This is a genomic window from Pseudomonas cuatrocienegasensis (assembly GCF_900110925.1).
Taxonomy (GTDB): Bacteria; Pseudomonadota; Gammaproteobacteria; order Pseudomonadales; family Pseudomonadaceae; genus Aquipseudomonas; species Aquipseudomonas cuatrocienegasensis.
On sequence record NZ_FOFP01000002.1, the window covers coordinates 439336 to 458548 of the forward strand.

The 19213-nt window shown below is 63.6% G+C and carries 17 protein-coding genes; 7 read left to right on the forward strand and 10 right to left on the reverse strand.

All coding sequences use genetic code 11. The features are described 5' to 3' along the window. Position 1: 1 nt before the first annotated feature. Positions 2–1297, forward strand: a complete 1296-nt coding sequence (locus BMW49_RS04900) for an HlyC/CorC family transporter (protein WP_069516166.1) — start codon at positions 2–4, stop codon at positions 1295–1297. Here the strand turns inward: BMW49_RS04900 and BMW49_RS04905 are convergent. The 5 genes from BMW49_RS04905 to BMW49_RS04925 all read right to left on the reverse strand — a co-directional run bounded on the left by BMW49_RS04905 (position 1294) and on the right by BMW49_RS04925 (position 4615). Continuing rightward, on the reverse strand, positions 1294–2025 hold the full coding sequence (locus tag BMW49_RS04905) for an SGNH/GDSL hydrolase family protein (protein WP_069516167.1): 732 nt from the start codon (positions 2023–2025) through the stop codon (positions 1294–1296). The genes BMW49_RS04900 and BMW49_RS04905 overlap by 4 nt on opposite strands. Continuing rightward, complete coding sequence (purT, locus tag BMW49_RS04910) at positions 2022–3203, reverse strand: formate-dependent phosphoribosylglycinamide formyltransferase (protein ID WP_069516168.1); 1182 nt, start codon at positions 3201–3203, stop codon at positions 2022–2024. Before purT ends, BMW49_RS04905 begins: the two co-directional genes overlap by 4 nt. Before the next feature lie 81 nt (positions 3204–3284). After that, complete coding sequence (locus BMW49_RS04915) at positions 3285–3473, reverse strand: DUF1289 domain-containing protein (protein WP_069516169.1); 189 nt, start codon at positions 3471–3473, stop codon at positions 3285–3287. Beyond that, positions 3470–3997, reverse strand: a complete 528-nt coding sequence (locus BMW49_RS04920) for a gamma carbonic anhydrase family protein (protein WP_069516170.1) — start codon at positions 3995–3997, stop codon at positions 3470–3472. The genes BMW49_RS04915 and BMW49_RS04920 overlap by 4 nt, the downstream gene beginning before the upstream one ends. A gap of 15 nt (positions 3998–4012) precedes the next feature. Then, positions 4013–4615, reverse strand: coding sequence for a CoA pyrophosphatase (locus BMW49_RS04925; RefSeq protein WP_069516171.1), 603 nt, complete (start codon positions 4613–4615; stop codon positions 4013–4015). Between the two features lie 143 nt (positions 4616–4758). Here BMW49_RS04925 and BMW49_RS04930 point away from each other — a divergent pair, with 143 nt between their 5' ends. Next, positions 4759–5316, forward strand: coding sequence for an NUDIX hydrolase (locus tag BMW49_RS04930; RefSeq protein WP_069516172.1), 558 nt, complete (start codon positions 4759–4761; stop codon positions 5314–5316). A 14-nt stretch (positions 5317–5330) separates the two neighbouring features. Beyond that, on the forward strand, positions 5331–5825 hold the full coding sequence (locus tag BMW49_RS04935) for a L,D-transpeptidase family protein (RefSeq protein ID WP_069516173.1): 495 nt from the start codon (positions 5331–5333) through the stop codon (positions 5823–5825). Between the two features lie 37 nt (positions 5826–5862). Here the strand turns inward: BMW49_RS04935 and BMW49_RS04940 are convergent, their stop codons facing one another. From BMW49_RS04940 to BMW49_RS04950, 3 genes are all read right to left on the reverse strand, one after another. After that, positions 5863–6972 (reverse strand): NADH:flavin oxidoreductase, encoded by a 1110-nt coding sequence (locus BMW49_RS04940; protein ID WP_069516174.1) that lies wholly within the window; start codon positions 6970–6972, stop codon positions 5863–5865. Between the two features lie 265 nt (positions 6973–7237). After that, positions 7238–7720 (reverse strand): glutathione peroxidase, encoded by a 483-nt coding sequence (locus BMW49_RS04945; RefSeq protein WP_069516175.1) that lies wholly within the window; start codon positions 7718–7720, stop codon positions 7238–7240. 201 nt (positions 7721–7921) lie between these two features. Then, complete coding sequence (locus BMW49_RS04950) at positions 7922–8407, reverse strand: FKBP-type peptidyl-prolyl cis-trans isomerase (protein ID WP_069516176.1); 486 nt, start codon at positions 8405–8407, stop codon at positions 7922–7924. On the opposite strand from BMW49_RS04950, the gene BMW49_RS04955 reads away from it, so the two are divergent. The 4 genes from BMW49_RS04955 (at position 8376) to BMW49_RS04970 (ending at position 13139) form a co-directional block, all read left to right on the forward strand. Next, positions 8376–8723, forward strand: a complete 348-nt coding sequence (locus BMW49_RS04955) for a DUF3565 domain-containing protein (RefSeq protein WP_083251647.1) — start codon at positions 8376–8378, stop codon at positions 8721–8723. The genes BMW49_RS04950 and BMW49_RS04955 overlap by 32 nt on opposite strands. Next, a complete protein-coding gene (locus tag BMW49_RS04960) occupies positions 8723–9910 on the forward strand; it encodes an acetate kinase (RefSeq protein WP_069516178.1) in 1188 nt (395 codons plus the stop codon). The genes BMW49_RS04955 and BMW49_RS04960 overlap by 1 nt, the downstream gene beginning before the upstream one ends. Before the next feature lie 15 nt (positions 9911–9925). After that, positions 9926–12031, forward strand: a complete 2106-nt coding sequence (gene pta, locus BMW49_RS04965; protein ID WP_069516179.1) for a phosphate acetyltransferase — start codon at positions 9926–9928, stop codon at positions 12029–12031. A 193-nt stretch (positions 12032–12224) separates the two neighbouring features. Beyond that, the gene (locus BMW49_RS04970) at positions 12225–13139 is read left to right on the forward strand and encodes an acyltransferase (RefSeq protein WP_069516181.1); all 915 of its coding nucleotides are present in this window, start codon (positions 12225–12227) and stop codon (positions 13137–13139) included. Positions 13140–13150: 11 nt separating this feature from the next. Here the strand turns inward: BMW49_RS04970 and BMW49_RS04975 are convergent, their stop codons facing one another. Continuing rightward, positions 13151–15286 carry a putative bifunctional diguanylate cyclase/phosphodiesterase gene (locus BMW49_RS04975; protein ID WP_069516183.1) on the reverse strand — a complete coding sequence of 712 codons (2136 nt, stop codon included), beginning with the start codon at positions 15284–15286 and terminating at the stop codon, positions 13151–13153. 70 nt (positions 15287–15356) lie between these two features. Continuing rightward, positions 15357–19076 (reverse strand): response regulator, encoded by a 3720-nt coding sequence (locus BMW49_RS04980; RefSeq protein ID WP_069516184.1) that lies wholly within the window; start codon positions 19074–19076, stop codon positions 15357–15359. Positions 19077–19213: the final 137 nt, after the last annotated feature.

The following is a 19213-nucleotide window of genomic DNA, read 5'->3' on the forward strand; positions in this document are numbered from 1 at the left end:
CGTGGACAACGCACACCCTGGCTTTCTGATCGGCCTGCTGATCTTTCTGCTGGCCTGCTCGGCATTCTTTTCCAGCTCCGAGACCGGCATTCTCAGCCTCAACCGCTACCGCCTACGCCACATGGCCAAAGAAGGACACCGCGGGGCCAAGCGCGTCAGCGCCCTGCTCAGCCGCCCAGACCGGTTGCTGGGCACCATTCTGATCGGCAACAACTTCGTCAACATTCTCGCCTCCTCGATCGCCACCGTTCTGGCGATCAAGCTGTACGGCGAAGCCGGGATCGCCATCGCCACCCTGGGCCTGACCATCGCCCTGCTGATCTTTGGCGAAATCACCCCCAAGACCCTGGCCGCCCTGCACCCGGAAAAAGTCGCCTACCCGGCCAGCCTGCCGCTGCAAGTGCTGCTAAAGCTGTTCTACCCGCTGGTGATTTCCCTCGGCTGGATCAGCAACGGTCTGCTGCGCCTGCTCGGGGTGGATCCGGCGAGCAAAAGCAATGACGCACTGACCACCGAGGAGCTGCGCAGCGTGGTGCGTGAGTCTGGCCATGAGCTGCCGAAGAACCGCCAGAGCATGCTGCTGGGCATCCTCGATCTGGAGCGGGTCACGGTCAACGACATCATGATCCCGCGCAACGAGGTAATCGGCATCAACCTGCAGGACGACCTGACGACCATCATCGACCAGCTGCGCACCACGACCCACACCCGCCTGCCGGTATTCGAACAGGACATCAACCAGATCAAGGGCATCGTGCACATGCGCCAGCTGGCCCGGCTGCTGACTCACGATCAGTTAACCAAGGAGTCGTTGCTGGCGACTTGCAGCGAGCCCTACTTCGTCCCGGAAAGCACACCGCTGTCGACCCAGCTGTTCAACTTCCAGAAACAGAAGCGGCGCATCGGCATTGTGGTCGACGAATACGGTGACGTGATTGGTATCGTCACCCTGGAAGATATCCTCGAAGAGATCGTCGGCGACTTCAATAATCAGGACACCCTGCGCAGCCCCGACATCCACCCTCAGGAAGACGGCACCCAGGTCATCGACGGCGCGGCCTATATTCGCGAGATCAACAAGGCGCTTGGCTGGCACCTGCCAATCGACGGCCCCAAGACCCTCAACGGCCTGATCACCGAAGCCATGGAGAGCATTCCGGAAAGCGCGGTGTGCTTGAAGATCGGCGGCTATCGCCTGGAGATTCTGCAGTCATCGGATAACCGGGTAAAAAGCGTGCGCGCCTGGAAAGCCACTGACAAACTCAGCAGTGACGAGCCAGACGAGCAGCAGGACTAAGCCTCCGGCAACGCCAGCTGTGCCGCCAGACCTTGAGCCCAGGCTCGATAACCTGCTGCCGACGGATGAAAGCCGTCGAGCGCCAGGTAATCACCCTGAAACGGCAGCTCCAGCGCCAAGTGCTGCGCCGCCTCGCTGAGCGCGACCTCACGCGCTACAGCATCGAGCAGGCGAGCCCTGGCACCCAACACCTGCCGCAACAGCCATGGCAACGCGCGAAAATGCTGCAGCGGCGGCACCGCCGTGAGCGCGACCTGCTGGCCGCCCTGCCCCAACGCCTGGCACAAGCAAAGCAACGCCTGCCGCCATGCGTCAATAGAAGTCAGTTGGGTGCTGTCGTTAACCCCGAAGACCAGCACCACCCAATCCGCGGCGATGCCCTGCGCTTCAGGTAACAGGCGACTGACGGCTTGGCCGGCAGTCAGGCCGTTCTCTCCGCAAAGCTGCCACAGCACCGGACGCTGCAGACGCTCAGCCAACGCGCGCGCCAACTGCGCCGCCAGCGCGTCATCCAGCTGTTCGACACCCACACCGACGACGGGTGACTCGCCCACTAGCAGCACGCGCAAAGGCCTGCCTGGATGCTCAGTACCCACGGCGCCCTGTCGGGCACCGGCAGCCGCCGGCAGGCGCAAAGCCTGCCGGCGAGTGACCAGTGCCAGCGGGATAAGCACGGGCAGCAATGGCAGGGTCAGCGCCCACCAGCGTGCCGCCCGCCAGCGGCTCACAGCTCGACGTTGACCGCCTGCGCCGCGCGGGTTGCCTTGGCCCGTGCGGTCTCCAGCGAAGTGTCCCGCGCCAGGGCCACACCCATGCGGCGCTGGCCACTGACCTCGGGCTTGCCGAACAGACGCAGCGCCGTATCCGGCTCGGCCAGCGCCGCACTGAGGTTGCCGAAGCTCACTTGCTGCGACTCACCCTCGACCAGCACTACGGCTGAGGCCGATGGGCCATGCTGGCGAATCACCGGGATCGGCAGGCCGAGAATCGCCCGGGCATGCAGGGCGAACTCGGAGAGGTCCTGAGAAATCAGGGTCACCAGACCGGTGTCGTGGGGGCGCGGCGAAATCTCGCAGAACCACACCTGGTCGCCCTTGACGAACAGCTCGACGCCGAACAGGCCACGGCCACCCAGGGAGCCGGTCACGGCCAGGGCAATGCGCTCGGCTTCGGCCTGGGCCTTGGGGCTCATTGGTTGCGGCTGCCAGGACTCCTGGTAGTCGCCCTTGACCTGACGATGGCCGACCGGCGCGCAGAAGGTGGTACCGCCGGCATGACGCACGGTCAGCAAGGCGATCTCGTAATCGAAATCGATAAAGCCTTCAACAATCACCCGACCCTTACCCGCGCGACCACCGGCCTGCGCATAGTCCCAGGCGTGCTGCAGGTCGGCAGCGCTCTTGAGCACCGACTGGCCCTTGCCCGAGGAACTCATGATCGGCTTGATCAGGCACGGATAGCCGATGGCCTCGACCGCCGCCTGGCACTCCTCGAACGAATCGGCAAAACGATACGGCGAGGTCGGCAGACCGAGCTCTTCAGCGGCCAGGCGGCGAATGCCTTCACGGTTCATGGTCAGCTGTGCGGCACGGGCGCTGGGGATCACGGTGTAGCCTTCGTTCTCCAGCTCAACCAGCGTCGCCGTGGCGATGGCTTCGATTTCCGGCACGATGTAGTGCGGTTTTTCCAGCTCGATCACCGCGCGCAGCGCGGCGCCGTCGAGCATGTTGATCACGTGGCTGCGATGCGCCACTTGCATGGCCGGCGCGTTGGCGTAACGGTCCACGGCGATCACTTCAACGCCGAGGCGCTGCAGCTCGATCACCACTTCCTTACCCAGCTCGCCAGAGCCACAGAGCAATACACGGGTCGCGCTCGGCGACAGCGGGGTTCCGATACGGGGCATACACAGGTTCCTTGATGGGCAGTAAAAGATGGGCCGACTAGGCCCAGGAATCAGTCAAACGAATGGGACAGCGCACAGCACTCACAAGAGGATGCCCTTGGCTTCGGCACGCTGGTGACAGCGCTGCAACACCTCACGCCGCTCGGGGTTGTCCATGCGCCCCCAGCGGGTAATTTCCGCCACGTTGCGCTGGCAACCGATACAGATGTCGTCCTCATCCAGCGCGCAGACATGCACGCAGGGCGAGGCCACCGGACGCTCTTCGCTCATGCCTCGTCCTGCTCCTGCAGTTCGCGAGCATAGCGCTCGGCGTTGTGTACGTAGTGCGCGGCGCTGGCTTCGAGCATCTTGCGCTGCGCCTCAGTAAGTTCGCGCACGACCTTGCCGGGCGAGCCGACCACCAGCGAGCCATCGGGTATTTCCTTGCCTTCGGCGATCAGGGTATTAGCACCGATGATGCAGTACTTGCCGATTTTCGCGCCGTTGAGCACCACGGCGTTGATGCCGATCAGGCTGTAATCACCGACGCTGCAGCCGTGCAGCATCGCGTTGTGGCCCACGGTGACGCCCTTGCCAAGGGTCAGCGGGTAGCCCATATCGGTGTGCATGACGCTGCCGTCCTGCACATTGCTGTGCTCGCCGATATGGATCAGCTCGTTGTCGCCGCGCAACACGGCGTTGAACCAGACACTGGCGCCGGCCTCGAGGCGCACCTTGCCCACCAGGGTGGCGTTGGGCGCGACCCAGCTGTCGGGATGGGTGTCGACCTGCGATTGTCCCAGGCGATACTTCATGGATGCTTCCTCGGCTCAGCTCAGCGTAATGAAATGCGCAGGCGGGCGATGCAGCTCGATGCCGGCGTCGTAGACCAGGTTGACCAACTCGACCAGCATGATCGCCGTCAGCCCCCAGATTTTATAGTCGCCGTAGCGATAGCTGGGCACATACCAACTGTGGCCCTGGTAATCGATACGGTGGGTGGTTTCGCGCACGTCTTCGCAGAAGAACGCCAGCGGCACGGAAAACACCGCGGCAATTTCGCCGTCGTTCGGCTGATACTCGACAAAGTCCGGGACCAGGCCAACATAGGGCGTGACCTGGATGCCATGGCGCGACACCAGCGTACTCAACGGCCCGACTACCTCGACCAGCCCTGGCGGCAAACCGATTTCCTCTTCGGCTTCGCGCAAGGCGGTGCGGATCAGGTCCGGGTCTTCCGGGTCGCGCCGACCGCCGGGAAAGGCAACCTCACCGCCGTGGGTCGACAACCCGCTGGCCCGCAGGGTGAGCACCACCTCGGGTGCATCGCTGCGCGTGATCGGCACCAGCACCGCCGCTTCCGGAAAGTTCCCGTCGGTCCCCAGCAGCCGTGGGCTGTAACCGCGCACGCGGTGGAGCAGCTCATCGAGCATGATCGTTCTCGCTTTTTTTCTGCCTCGGATGATGGCATGAAAGCAGCGCGACACCCAAGCCCCACGCTACCTCTAGCCCACCCACAGCGCTTGCCGAGCAGCCCGGCGCACGCCAAGATAGCGACCAGCAAAGAGGACTCCCGATGAAATTCTGCAGCCAGTGCGGCAGCCCCGTCAGCCAGTCGATCCCCAAGGGAGACAACCGGCTGCGCCATGTCTGCAACCAATGCGCGACCATCCACTACGAGAACCCGCGCATCGTCGCCGGCTGCTTACCGGTATGGCGTGATCAGGTGCTGCTGTGTCGCCGCGCCATTGAGCCGCGCCGAGGCTACTGGACCTTGCCCGCCGGCTTTATGGAAAACGGCGAGACCGTCGAGCAGGCCGCCGCCCGTGAAACCCACGAGGAAGCCTGCGCGCGGGTGCAGGCACTGAGCCTGTACACACTCTTCGACCTGCCGCACATCAACCAGGTGTACATGATCTTTCGCGCCGAGCTGGTCGACCTGGATTTCGCCGCGGGGGAAGAGAGCCTGGAGGTGCGCCTGTTCGAGGAGCATGAAATCCCCTGGCGCGAGCTGGCCTTCCCCACCATCGGCCGGACCCTGGAATGCTACTTCGCCGACCGCCCACACCAGCACTACCCCGTGCGCAACGAACCGCTGGCTGCGCTGCGCGCCCACAGCAACATCCCCCTCTGAACGGAATCGCGTCAATGCGCTGGCTGCTTGCCCTGCTCTGCCTCACCCTGACCCCGGTGGCTATCGCCAGTAGTCCGGCCACGCCGCCAATCGACAAGGTTCTGGTGATCAAGTCCGAACGCGTGCTGCACCTGATCCACGCCGATCAGCCGGTCAAGTCTTACCGGGTCTCGCTGGGCAAACAGCCCACCGGCGCCAAACAGCGCGAGGGCGACCTGCGCACCCCGGAAGGCTATTACTGGATCGACTGGCGCAAGCCGAGCGACAACTACCAGCTGTCGCTGCACATCTCCTACCCCAACGCCCGCGATCAGGTGCGGGCCAAGGCCGAAGGTGTGCCGCCGGGCGGCATGATCATGATTCATGGCACCCCGGTGGACGAGGAATACCCCGAATGGTTCTTCCACACCCTGGACTGGACCGAAGGCTGCATCGCCATGAAGAACGCCGACATGCGTGAAGTCTGGTCGCTGGTCAAGGATGGCACGCTGATCGAGATTCGCCCCTGAAGGGGCTGGCGCATCAGGGACGATGCGCCGAGCAGACTTACACCAGAGTCATCAAGGCTTCGCGGCTGAAGGGCTTGATGTCCTGCTCGCGGCCATCGCGCACCTTGACCGCCCAATCCGGGTCGACCAGCAGCGCACGACCGACTGCCACCAGGTCGAACTCCTCACGGTTCAAGCGCTCCAGCAGGTTCTCCAGGCTCGCCGGCTCAGCCACCTTGTCGGTGTTGACCATAAACTGCAGGAACTCGCCATCCAGGCCGACGCTGCCTACGGTAATGGTCGGTTTGCCGGTCAGTTTGCGCGTCCAGCCGGCCAGGTTGAGGTCAGAGCCCTCGAACTCCGGCTCCCAGAAACGCCGCGTGGAGCAATGGAAAATATCCACCCCGGCATCGGCAAGCGGCTTAAGGAAAGCGCCCAGGGCTTCCGGGGTTTCCACCAGGCGGGCGCTGTAGTCCTGCTGCTTCCACTGGGAAAAGCGCAAGATGATTGGGAAGTCAGGGCCAACCGCGGCCCGCACGGCCCGCACCAGCTCGATGGCAAAGCGCGAGCGCTGGGCCAGGTCGCCGCCGTATTCGTCCGTGCGCTGGTTGCTGCCAGCCCAGAAGAACTGGTCGACCAGGTAGCCGTGGGCGCCGTGGATTTCCACACCGTCCATACCGATGGCCTGGGCATCCTTGGCCGCCTGGGCGAATGCAGCGATGACCTCGTCGATGTCGGCTTTACTCATGCCGTGCACCACCACCTGACCATCCTTGAGCTTTTCGCACGGGCCGTAGCCAGGCACGCTGGCATCCGGTTCGGTACCCAGCTTGCGCACATTACCCACATGCCACAGCTGCGGGACGATCTTGCCGCCCTCGGCGTGCACGGCCTCGACCACCTGCTTCCAGCCAGCCAGAGCATCTTCGCCATAGAAGCGCGGCACATTCGGGTAGCCGTTAGCAGCCTTGTGACCCACGGTGGTGCCTTCGGTAACGATCAGGCCGACACCAGCGGCGGCACGCCGACGGTAGTACTCGACGACTTTGGCGTTGGGCACGCCGCCGGGTGAGAAAGAGCGCGTCATGGGCGCCATCACCACACGGGTCGGCAGCGTCAGCGCACCCAGGCTGAAGGGTTGGAACAGGGCTTTTACCGGATCAGTCATCATCAGTCCTTTCGCCAGCCAGCAGGCCGGTCGCTTCGTCGATGGGGTCAAGTGCACGCAGGCAGGCGGCCGTGGAGGCCGGCAGTGATCAGCACGTAAAGGGCGGGAGACCGCCGTTCATGGCTCTGAGCATAGGGCCGCGGCACGGTCTGCGCCCAGCACTATTGATAGCAGTGATCGGCAGGCAGAAGCTCGGCTGGCGGCAAGCATCCAGGCAGCTGCGGCCTGGATTCGCCTGCGAAGCTGCAGGCGAACGGCGTAGAAATCAGCCGAGGGCTTTTTCGATGGCCTGGATCAGCGCTGGGTCATCCGGGGTAGTACGCGGCGAGAAACGCGCCAGCACTCGCCCATCCTGACCGACAAGAAACTTTTCGAAGTTCCAGGTGATGTCGCCAGGAAACTCCGCGCCCTCGCCTGCCAGCAGGCGATACAACGGATGCCGCCCGGGGCCGTTGACCTCCAGCTTGCTGCTCAACGGGAAGCTGACCCCGTAATTGAGGCTGCAGAAGGCCTGGATTGCCTCCTCGCTGTCCGGTTCCTGACCCGCGAACTGGTTGCACGGCAGGCCGAGTACGCTGAAACCCTGATCACGGTATTGCTGGTGGAGCTTTTCCAGACCGGCATACTGAGGCGTCAGGCCGCACTTGGACGCCACATTGACCACCAGCAACACCTGCCCCTTGAAGGGTGCGAGAGGCAGATCCTGGCCATCCAGCGCACGCAGATTGAGGTCGTGAAAGGCACTCATGATGAAACTCCTTGGAAAACAGCAGCTCTCGACGCGACGGACAAAAAAGGCGCCTATCAAAGGCGCCTTTCGCTTACGTCATATTAGCAGCCGGCTAGGCAGTTGCGACGACCATAAGTCGTCTTGCGAGCACCGCCTGGGGGCTGTTCCCGTTTCGCTCGCGGCAGCGCCGGAACGGGAGCGAACCCTCGCCTCACTGCATCAATGGTGGTGACCGCCTTCGCCGTGGATGTGGCCATGGGCGATTTCTTCGGCGCTGGCGTCACGTACATCGACGACCTTGACCTTGAAGTTCAGACGCTGACCAGCCAGCGGGTGGTTGCCGTCGACGATCACGTCGTCGCCGTCCAGGTCACGAATGGTGACGATCTGCATGCTGCCGTCCGGGCCGGAGGCGTGGAACTGCATGCCCACTTCCAGCTCGTCGACACCCTCGAACATCGAACGATTGAGAGTGGCGACCAGCTCGGCGCTGTATTCGCCGTAGGCATCTTCGGGCTCGACGGAAACGTCCAGCTCGTCACCCGCCTGCTTGCCGAGCAGGGCTTTTTCCAGGCCGCCGATGATGTTGCCGGCACCTTGCAGATAAACCAGCGGAGCACCGCCAGCAGAACTATCGATCACCTCACCGGCATCGTTGGTCAGGGTATAGTCGATGGAGACGGCCTTATTGGCGGCGATCAGCATGGGGCAGGACCTTTTGCTCGAAAATAATGAGTTGGCCAGTTTAACCAAGGGTGCGCCCGAAAGCGAACCTGACGCAGACGGACGGCCCACATCGGGTCCCCTCACAACCGTACGCCTGCTTGACTTCCGTCAGGACGAAGAGGGCCACTGGGTGGCAATCTTGTCCTGCGGGCACACCCAACACCTGCGTCACCAGCCACCCTGGCAGGGTCGTGCCTGGGTGCTCGATCCCGCTCAGCGCCAGGCTGCTCGCGGCCGTCCATTCACCTGCGGCTGGTGCGCGCAGAACAGCACGTTATCCAACAAGGAGTCCTAATGCCTGCACGCACGATTCTGGTGATCAACTGCGGAAGCTCATCAATCAAATTTGCCCTGGTCGCCGCCCAACCCGGTCCATTCATTCTCAGCGGCCTGGCCGAACGCCTGGGCAGCACGACGGCGGTGCTGCACTGGCAACAGGACGGCCAGCAACACAGTGAAGCGCTGCATGGCGGCGATCACCGCGCCGCCCTCGCGGCCCTGCTACCAAAGGTCCAGGCCGCAAGCGCAGGCAGCTTGCTGGGCATCGGCCACCGCGTGGTACATGGCGGTGAACACTTTACCCAGGCCTGCCGCCTGGATGCCGAGGTGATCGCCTCGATCCGCGCTATTGCGCCGCTGGCACCGCTGCACAACCCGGCCAGCCTGCAGGGCATCGAAGCCGCATTGGCGGTGTACCCGCAGTTGCCGCAGGTGGCGGTATTCGACACCGCCTTTCATCAGACCCTGCCCGAACACGCCTACCGCTACGCCTTGCCGGAATCGCTGTACCGCGAGCATGGCGTGCGCCGCTACGGCTTCCACGGCACCAGCCACCGCTATGTCAGCCAGCAGGCCGCGCAACTGGCCGGGCTGGCCGTTGACGGCAGCAGCTGGCTGGTCGCCCACCTGGGTAATGGCTGCTCGACCTGCGCAGTGGTCAATGGCCAGAGCCGCGACACCAGCATGGGCCTGACCCCGCTCGAAGGGCTGGTGATGGGCACCCGCAGTGGCGACGTCGATCCCAACCTGCATGGTCATCTGTCCCGCACCCTCGGCTGGAGCCTGGCGCGCATCGACGCCATGCTCAACCAGGAAAGCGGCCTGCTCGGCCTCTCCGGGCTGTCCAACGACATGCGGACTTTGGAACAAGCGCGGGCTGACGGGCATAGCGGTGCCACCCTGGCCATCGAGGTGTTCTGCTACCGCCTGGCCAAATCCCTCGCCGCCATGGCCTGCGCGCTGCCGCAACTCGACGGTCTGATCTTTACCGGAGGGATTGGCGAGCACTCACCGCTGATCCGCGCCACCACGGTGGCCCACCTCAAACTGCTCGGTCTGGCCCTCGACGAGACCGCCAACCAGCGTACGCGCGGCGGCGCCAGTGGGCCGATTCATGCCCCAGGCTCGCCCCGGGTGCTGGTGGTCCCGACCAATGAAGAACGGCAGATTGCCCTCGACACCCTCACCCTGCTCTCGGCCTGATCATAAGGAAGCCCCATGCACACGTTTTTCATCGCGCCCACCGGCTTCGGCGTCGGCCTCACCTCCATCAGCCTGGGCATGGTCGGCGCCCTGCAGCGCGCCGGGCTCAAGGTTGGCTTTCTCAAGCCGATCGCCCAGCCGCACCCCGGTGACCTCGGCCCCGAGCGCTCCAGTGAGCTGATCGCGCGCACCCATGACCTGCATTCGCCGCGCCCCCTGGCCCTGCATCACGTCGAGCGCCTGCTGGGCGACGGCGACCTGGATGCCCTGCTCGAAGAAATCATCAGCCAGTATCAGGAAGCCGCCCGCGACAAGGATGTGGTCATCGTCGAAGGCATGGTGCCGACGCGCCAGGCCAGCTACGCCGCGCGGGTCAACGTGCACCTGGCCAAGAGCCTGGATGCCGACGTGATTCTGGTCTCTGCGCCCGAACAGGAAAGCCTCAACGAACTGGCCGACCGAGTGGATATTCAGGCGCAGCTGTTCGGCGGGCCGAAAGATCCCAAGGTGCTCGGCGTGATCCTCAACAAGGTGCGCAGTGAAGACGGCACCGAGGCCTTCGCGGCGCGCCTGCGCGAGCACTCGCCGCTGTTGCGACGTGACGACTTCCGCCTGCTTGGCTGCATCCCCTGGCTGGAGGAGCTGAATGCGCCGCGTACCCGCGACATCGCTGACCTGCTCGGCGCGCGGGTGCTCAACGCCGGCGACTACGACCAGCGACGCATGCTGAAGATCGTCCTCTGCGCCCGTGCCGTGGCCAACACCGTGCAGTTGCTCAAACCTGGCACCCTGGTGGTCACCCCCGGCGACCGTGACGACATCATCCTCGCCGCCAGCCTGGCGGCGATGAATGGCACGCCCCTGGCCGGCCTGCTGTTGTGCAGCGATTTCCTGCCAGACCCGCGCATCATGGAACTGTGCCGTGGCGCCCTGCAGACCGGCTTGCCAGTGATGACCGTGGCCACTGGCTCCTACGACACCGCCACCCACCTGAACCGGCTGAACAAGGAAATCCCGGTCGACGACACCGAGCGCGCCTTCAAGGTGGCCGACCATGTGGCTGGACACCTCGACCACGACTGGCTGAGCGCCCGCTGCGACACGCCGCGCGAGCTGCGCCTGTCGCCGCCAGCGTTCCGCTACCAACTGGTGCAACGCGCCAAGGCGGCGAACAAACGCATCGTCCTGCCCGAAGGCAGCGAGCCACGCACCGTGCAGGCGGCCGCCATCTGCCAGGCCCGTGGGATCGCCCGCTGCGTGCTGCTGGCCAAGCCCGAAGCGGTGCTCGCCGTGGCCAAGGCTCAGGGTATCGAGCTGCCGCCAGGCCTGGAAATTCTCGACCCGGACCTGATCCGCTCGCGTTACGTCGAGCCCATGGTCGCCCTGCGCAAAGGCAAGGGACTGAACGCGCCCATGGCCCTGGCTCAGCTCGAAGACACCGTAGTTCTGGGCACCATGATGCTCGCCCTGGATGAGGTCGACGGCCTGGTTTCCGGGGCCATTCACACCACCGCCAACACCATTCGCCCAGCACTGCAATTGATCAAGACTGCGCCCGGCTACAACCTGGTGTCTTCGGTGTTCTTCATGCTCTTGCCGGATCAGGTGGTGGTTTACGGCGACTGCGCAGTCAACCCCGACCCCAGCGCCCCGGAGCTGGCAGAAATCGCCCTGCAGAGCGCGGCCTCGGCTCTGGCCTTCGGCATCGAACCGCGGGTCGCCATGCTCAGCTATTCCACCGGAGACTCGGGCAGCGGCGAAGAAGTGGAGAAGGTTCGCGAAGCCACGCGCCTGGCCCGTGCTCTGGCGCCCACCCTGCTGCTGGACGGCCCGTTGCAGTACGACGCCGCGGCCATCGACAGCGTCGGCCAGCAGAAGGCGCCCGGCAGTCCGGTGGCCGGACGCGCCACGGTGTTCGTGTTCCCCGACCTGAACACCGGCAACACCACCTACAAGGCGGTGCAGCGCAGTGCCGACTGCGTCAGTGTGGGGCCGATGCTGCAGGGCCTGCGCAAACCGGTGAACGACCTGTCGCGCGGCGCCCTGGTCGATGACATTGTCTACACCATCGCCCTGACGGCCATTCAGGCAGCCAATCCGCCCGCGACAACTGCGCAGTGATGGGGCAATAGGCACCGATTGGCCGCGATCATCAGGGTTAAGCCGGGCTTGCAGTTCGTTGCACAACCGCTAACCTGTGCGCCGACCGACCTGCCCGGAGCAGGTCCCTGATGAGCTGCGCCCCTGCGCGGTCGACCGCCACCACTGTGTGACTGTCGCCCGCCTGCGCCCTGTTTCGGAGGCAAACGCCGCCATGCTGCATGTTCTGCCCGCGCCCCTGAGAGGCGTTATTGGCGCCAGCCTGTTGGCCCTCAACACGCTGTTCTGGTGCTGCCCGTTGTTCGCCGTGACGCTGCTCAAGGTGTGCCTGCCCTTCCCGGCGGCCCAGCGCGCCTGCGCGGCGGTGATGAACGTGGTTCACGAGGGCTGGATCAGCTGCAACAAAGTCTGGATGAAGGGGCTGGGGCGTACGCGCTGGCATGTCGAAGGCCTCGACACGCTGGACTACCAGCACAGCTACCTGGTCACCAGTAACCACCAGAGCTGGGTCGATATTCTGGTGTTGCAGTACCTGATGAACCGTCGCGTGCGGCCGCTGAAATTCTTCCTCAAGCAGGAGCTGATCTGGGTGCCGGTGATAGGCCTGTGCTGGTGGGCCCTGGGCTTCCCGTTTATGAAGCGCTACAGCAAGGCCTACTTGGCCCGCCATCCGGAGAAAAAAGGCCAGGACCTGCTGACCACCCAACGCACCTGCGCGCGTTTTCGCGGCACCTCGGTGGGGATCTTCAACTTTATCGAAGGCACGCGTTTCACCCCCGCCAAGCATGCCGAACAGCAGTCACCTTACCGCTACCTGCTCAAGCCCAAGGCCGGTGGCATTGCCTTCGTACTCGATGCCATGGGCGACCAGTTGCACCGGATCGTCAACGTCACCATCCACTATCCGGCAGGCAACCCCGGCTTCTGGGCGCTGCTCAGCGGCGAGGTCTCGGAGGTGGTGGTGAGGTTTCAGGCCTTGCCGATACCAGCGGCCTTTCTCGGTCGCAACTACGACCAGGACAGCGAGTATCGCCAGGCCTTCCAACAGTGGGTTAACGAGCTCTGGGAAGCCAAGGACGCCGAACTGGCCGAGCTGCACGATCGCTACGCGGCATCAACGCCGCGCTGAAACATGGGCCGCTAAACGTCCGTCAACACATTCCAGTCCAGTTGCGCCGGCAGGGCCAGAGCGCGCTCGATGGGCAAACCCGGGGCAACCAGGAAGCCCTGCATGATCGCGCACTGATGGGCCACCAGCCATTCGCGCTGGGCCTGGGTCTCCACCCCCTCGGCGATCACCTCCAGGCCCAAGTGCCGGCCCAGGTCGATGATGGTGCTGACCACCGCCGCGTCACGCGGCGAGTCGAGCATATTGGCAATGAACAGGCGGTCGATCTTCAGGGTGTCGAGTTCGAAATGCCGCAGGTAGGCCAGCGATGAGTAGCCGGTCCCGAAATCATCAATGGCAATCAGCACCCCGAGCCGGCGCAGCTGGCCGAGCTGTTCGCGCGCTGCATCGATATCCTGCATCAATGCACTTTCGGTGATTTCCACTTCCAGTTGGGCGGGCTGCAGCCCATGGGCCTCTATCGCTTCACGCAGTAACTGGGCCAGGTTGGGCATGGCGAACTGCACGGGACTGACGTTCAGACTCAGAATGATGTCGTTGCCAAATTGCTGCTGCATGCACGCCAATTGCTCGGCGCCCTTGCGAAAGATCCAGGCACCGAGCCGGTTGATCAGGCGGGTTTCCTCAAGCAACGGGATAAACACGCCTGGGCCGATTTCGCCGGCCTGGCTGTGCTGCCAGCGCAACAGCGCCTCGAAACCGCGCAAGCGGCCGCTGTCCAGGTAAACCTGGGGCTGGAACACCAGGCGAAACTCGTCCTGCTCGATGGCGCGGCGCAAGCTCTCTTCAAGCATCAGACGGGAGCGGGCACGGCCATTCATCTCCTGGGTGAAGAAACGATACTGCTGGCGCCCCGCGCGCTTGGCCTCATACATGGCCATGTCGGCGGCACGCAGCAGTCCCTCGACGGTCCTGCCACACTCGGGAAAGCAGGCAATGCCGACGCTGGCACCGACGGTGAAATCAAGCCCCTCCACGCTGTGCCTTACGGCCAGGTGCTCCATCAGTTTTTCCGCAACCCGCGCGGCGTCTTCAGGATGATCCAGGTCATCAAGCAGTGCGGTGAACTCATCACCGCCAATGCGCGCCAGCACATCGTACGGGCGCAGACTCGCGCGAAGTTGCTCGCCCACCTGGCGCAATAGTTGGTCGCCCGCCTCATGCCCCAATGAGTCGTTAATACGCTTGAAGCCGTCCAGATCCAGATACAACACGGCCATACGCTGCTGGCCTTGACGCTCGGTGCGGGCCAGGGCATTGGCCAGCGCTTGATGAAAGCCGCGACGGTTGAGCAAGCCGGTGAGCGGATCGGTAATCGCCAGCGCTTCGAGCTGCGTATGCAGGCAATGCACGACCGTCATGTCCTGGATAACCAACACCATCGCCTGACGCGGGCTGGGCAGCGGCGCACAGGACAGCGCTACCGGCACATGCTGACCGTCGCAGGTCACCAGGCTGGTTTCATGCAGGCGGTACACCGTCTGTGCTCGCCAGTGCTGGTGAAAGGCCGACTCATGCCAGCCCTGAGCGCCCATTTCGGGCGGCAGACAGTCAACCAGAGAGCGCCCGAGCAACGCCTCCACCGGGTAACGCAACATCTGCGCGATGGCCGGGTTGGCGAACTGGATACCGCCGTCTTCGCCCACTACCAGAATGCCTTCGCCGGCATGCTCCAGAATCGAGGTACTGAACGCCCGCGCTTGCTCCAGCTGCTCGGTCAGGGCACGTAGTTCCTGACGATGGCGTGCGTGTTCGAGCAGCGAGCAGATCTTGTGGCGCAGCACACGGGTGTCGAAAGGCTTGAGCATGAAATCCACCGCACCGGTGGAATAGCCTTTGAGCACCGCGTCCTCGGTTTGCGCGATGGCCGACACAAAGATGATCGGTGTAAAACGCGTGCGCGGGTTACCGCGCATCAGCCGCGCCACCTCGAAACCGTCCATGTGGGGCATTTGCACATCCAGCAGCACCAGCCCGACGTCCTCTTCAAGCAAGCACTGCAAAGCCGCTTCGCCCGAAGCCACACAGCGCAATTGCCAGTCACCCTGCTCAAGCAGGGCCTCCATCGCTTCAAGATTTTCCTGCCGGTCATCGACCACCAGCAACACCTGCCGCCGAGCGTGATTGACCATTTGCACAACCGCCATGACGCACTCCTTGATTAATGCAGTGGCTTCTTCCCGAGCCTGCCGCAGAGCGTAGACCAGTTAACGTCGCTCAGCCGGCCGAGCCGACCTCCAGCCAATGCAGCAGGCGCTCGAGCAGCTCATCCTGGCCAACCGGTTTGGCCAGGTAATCGTCCGCCCCACAGGCCAGGCACTTGTCTCGATCCCCTTTCATCGCATGGGCGGTCAGGGCGATGATCGGAATCTGACAACCATGCTCCTGCTTGAGCAGACGGGTGGCGGTGTAGCCGTCCATGATCGGCATCGCCATGTCCATCAGAATCAAATCGTGGCCGCCCTGCAAAAACCGCTCAATGGCCTCGGCGCCATCCTTGGCCGTGCTGATCTGCAGCCCCGCTTCGTCGAGCAGAGCGCTAAGGGCATAGACGTTACGGATGTCATCATCGACCAGCAGCACTCGCCGCCCCTGCAAGCGACGAGCCCGGGGCTCGGGCGCAGACAAGGTGCTCGCCGGCACCCGTTCGAGAAAGCCCTGCACCGCCTGACTCAGTTGTTGCAGGTCATCGCCCTGCTTGCGCACGACCACCGCACTGAAGCGCCGCAACAGTTGCAGATGGCGCTGGCTTACATCCACGCCGGTATTGACGACGATGCGCTGACCGGCAAGCGGACGGATTTGGTCAAGTTGTTCAAGCAGCGCAAAGCCGTCCTGATCAGGCAGATCCAGGTCGACCACCAGCGCGGCGAACGACTGCTCGCGGTAAGCGGCCAACGCCTCGCTGCCATCGGCACAGGCGTGTACGGCAAAGCCCAAATGCTGCAAGTACTCGCGATAGTGCTCGCGCTCCACCGGTACATCCTCGACCAGCAGCAATGCCTGTTGGGGCGTATCGCTATCGCGCTGCAACCGCACGAATACGGCTGCCAGGTCATCCTGGCTGATCGGTTTGACCAGGTAGCGGGTGCCGTCCTCGTTCCAGTCGGCCGGCTGCGGCACGCAGGAAATGATATGTACGGGAACATGGCGATAAGAGGCCTGGCTGCGCAGGCGTCGGAACAGCTGCCAGCCACTGATATCCGGCAGCAGGATGTCGAGCACCACAGCACTGAAATGCTCTTGCTGCAGCAGTGTCAGCGCCTGCAGACCCGTCCGACAATGTACGCTGGCAAAGCCGTGGGCCTGGGCTTCCTCGACCAGCACAGCGGCAAAGTTGGCATCATCCTCGACGATCAGCACCGTCGACCCAGCACCCCGACGTACCGGCTGCGCACCGCTGGTAGCCGGTTCCTGCACGGTCGCGATCTGCACGGGCAAGCGAACGATAAAACAGGCGCCTTGCCCCGGCGCACTGCGCAGTTCGATCTCGCCATCCAGGGCCTGCACCAGTTGCCGGGTAATGGCCAGACCCAGACCGGTGCCGCCGAAGCGCCGGCTGGTAGAACCGTCAATCTGCTGAAACGCCTGGAAAATCAGCTCGTGCTGGTCGGCGGCAATACCGATGCCGCTGTCCTGCACGATAAAGCTCAGCCACTCGAGTTCGCCCTCCCCCTGCCGCTCGGCATCGACAAGCAGGCTGACATCGCCTTGCTCGGTGAACTTCAGCGCATTGGACAGCAGGTTGCGCAGGATCTGTGTCAGCCGCACCCGGTCTGCCAGCACCAGGCGCGGCACGGCATCGGCCAGGCGGGTTTGCAGACGCAAGCCCTTGAGCTCAGCCATTGGGCGCATGCCGGCATCCAGTTCGACGAGCATTTCCTGCAGGTCCATCGGCTCGATCTTCAGCTGCATGCGCCCGGACTCAACCTTGGCCAGGTCGAGAATATTGTTGATCAACTGCAATAGATCGCTCCCGGCGCGATAGACGATATCGGCGTGCTTGGTCTGCTTCTCCGAGAGATTGCCGGTGGTGTTCTGCCGCAGTTGATCGCTGAGAATCAGGATGCTGTTGAGCGGCGTGCGCAGCTCATGGGACATATTGGCCAGGAACTCCGACTTGTAGCGATTGGCCAATACCAATTGCTCGGCCTGCTCACGCAGGCGTTGCTCGGCGGCTTTGCGCTCGCTGATGTCGATAATCACCGCCTGTACCAACACCTCTCCGCCACTGTGCAGGGGCGACAGACCGACCTCCAGCGGAATCAGGTGGCCATCGCGGTGCTGGCCGAACAGGTCCCGATTGCCGCCCATGCGACGCGGCTCGGGGCTGACCTGATAGCCCTGGCGATAGGGCACATGCCCCTTGCGTAATGCCTCGGGCAGCAACATCTCCACGGGCTGGCCCAACAGTGCGTCCCGTGCATGGCCGAACAACTGCTCGGTCTGCCGATTGACCATGGCTATCTGCCCCCGGCTGTCGACCAGGACGATGGCATTGGGTGAAGCATCGACCACCAGACGAAAGCGTTCATCGGCACTCTTGCGCAGGCGCAGGTCGACCAGATTGAGCAGGTAGGTAGTCCCGGTCGAATCCTTCAGCGCACACAGGCTCAGGGATATCGGCAGCGCGCCGCCACTATCGGGACACAGGTCATAGTCACGGGTCGCCGCCGTATCGCCCAGCTCGTCAGCGAGATCGGCCAAGCCCCCCAACACGGGGATGAAGCGCCGCACGCGTTCACCCTGCAAACCAGCCAGTGGACAATTGAGCAGTTCTACTGCTCGCAGGTTGGCCATTTCGATGCGCCCTTGGGCATCACACAACAGCGTCGCGACGGGCAGGCGCTCGACCAATTGGCGGAAACGCTCTTCGCGCTCACGTAATAGCTCGGTGGCCCGCCGCGAACGCGATAGCTCACGCTCACGCACATACAGGTAGCCTCCGATCAGCAACGCCAACAAGCTCGCCGCACACAGCGCCAGCCCTAAGCCGAACTGGCTATGGCCTTTGCCCAGAGCGGCGTCATAGAGAGGCGTGCTGGCAACATCCAGCAGCCAGATACGGCCATACAACGGCAACTCCAGTTGCTGGCGGAAACGTGACGCATGCTGCGCTTCAAGCTGTTCGATACTCAGCAGCTCGCGGCCGTTCGCCGACTGATCGCGAATGGCGATAGAAAATAGCCGGCTCTGGGGACCGAGAATCCCGGCCATCAGCTCCTGGCTGCGGAATGCGCCATAGACCATTCCGGTCAACGCCTGGCTGCGCGCTTCAGGGTCTTGCAGCCGCGCATCTCGCGCATACACAGGCAGGTACAGCAGCACACCGGTCAGATGATTATCGTCGGCATCCTGGCGTAGCGTCAGTGGTGCGCTGAGCACTGCCTGACCACTGCGCCGGGCAGTCTCGATCGCAACCCGCCGGTTAGGGTCACCGAGCATGTCATAACCCTCGGTCTGACGATTCTGCCGGGTCGGCGGGCTCACGAAGTCCACCAGCACATATTCGTCCGCCGGTTCACGCGGAGCCGGATAGATCCCACGGCCGCCCTCACGAACCTCACGTATAAAGGTATCGAGCTGTTCGCGGTCAAGACGCCGGGCCCAGCCCAGGGCAAGCACACCGGGGTAGCGCTCTTCGATCTGCAACTGATCGACGGCCTCTTGCCACTCCTCGGCCGTGACCTGATCGCTGCCGATCATCAGCCCGGACAAGCCACGCAAGGTCATTTCATAGGCACGCATGCGCGTCTCGACCTGCTGGCCGATGCCCTGCACCTCTAGCTGGAAACGTTGTTGCAGCGCCTCTTCATTGCGCGCATCGAGTAAACGCCACTGCCAGACCACCACACCATTGAGGACCAATAGCAGCAGTAGGCTGACAGCAATTGGCAAGCGCATATGCAGGGAAGGAGCAGGCGACTTATCGTCCATGATGACTCCGTGCGCACCGGAGCAAGCCGGTGAAGCTAAAGGGAACGTAAAGGGAGTCTAGTCAGAAATAACGACGCTGGCGTTGCGCCAGCGCTGCTGTACTCGACAGCCCGCCTAACAGGTCGTTTTTCAACAGC

Excerpts from the sequence above, each read along its gene's own strand:
- BMW49_RS04960 (WP_069516178.1), top strand. The coding sequence starts at position 8,723 with ATGCCTGCACGCACGATTCTGGTGATCAACTGCGGAAGCTCATCAATC.
- BMW49_RS04950 (WP_069516176.1), bottom strand. The coding sequence starts at position 8,407 with ATGCTGATCGCCGCCAATAAGGCCGTCTCCATCGACTATACCCTGACC.
- BMW49_RS04975 (WP_069516183.1), bottom strand. The coding sequence starts at position 15,286 with ATGGCGGTTGTGCAAATGGTCAATCACGCTCGGCGGCAGGTGTTGCTG.
- purT (WP_069516168.1), bottom strand. The coding sequence starts at position 3,203 with ATGCCCCGTATCGGAACCCCGCTGTCGCCGAGCGCGACCCGTGTATTG.
- BMW49_RS04945 (WP_069516175.1), bottom strand. The coding sequence starts at position 7,720 with ATGAGTGCCTTTCACGACCTCAATCTGCGTGCGCTGGATGGCCAGGAT.
- BMW49_RS04925 (WP_069516171.1), bottom strand. The coding sequence starts at position 4,615 with ATGCTCGATGAGCTGCTCCACCGCGTGCGCGGTTACAGCCCACGGCTG.
- BMW49_RS04920 (WP_069516170.1), bottom strand. The coding sequence starts at position 3,997 with ATGAAGTATCGCCTGGGACAATCGCAGGTCGACACCCATCCCGACAGC.
- BMW49_RS04915 (WP_069516169.1), bottom strand. The coding sequence starts at position 3,473 with ATGAGCGAAGAGCGTCCGGTGGCCTCGCCCTGCGTGCATGTCTGCGCG.
- BMW49_RS04935 (WP_069516173.1), top strand. The coding sequence starts at position 5,331 with ATGCGCTGGCTGCTTGCCCTGCTCTGCCTCACCCTGACCCCGGTGGCT.
- BMW49_RS04970 (WP_069516181.1), top strand. The coding sequence starts at position 12,225 with ATGCTGCATGTTCTGCCCGCGCCCCTGAGAGGCGTTATTGGCGCCAGC.
- BMW49_RS04930 (WP_069516172.1), top strand. The coding sequence starts at position 4,759 with ATGAAATTCTGCAGCCAGTGCGGCAGCCCCGTCAGCCAGTCGATCCCC.
- BMW49_RS04955 (WP_083251647.1), top strand. The coding sequence starts at position 8,376 with ATGGAGACGGCCTTATTGGCGGCGATCAGCATGGGGCAGGACCTTTTG.
- BMW49_RS04980 (WP_069516184.1), bottom strand. The coding sequence starts at position 19,076 with ATGGACGATAAGTCGCCTGCTCCTTCCCTGCATATGCGCTTGCCAATT.
- BMW49_RS04940 (WP_069516174.1), bottom strand. The coding sequence starts at position 6,972 with ATGACTGATCCGGTAAAAGCCCTGTTCCAACCCTTCAGCCTGGGTGCG.
- pta (WP_069516179.1), top strand. The coding sequence starts at position 9,926 with ATGCACACGTTTTTCATCGCGCCCACCGGCTTCGGCGTCGGCCTCACC.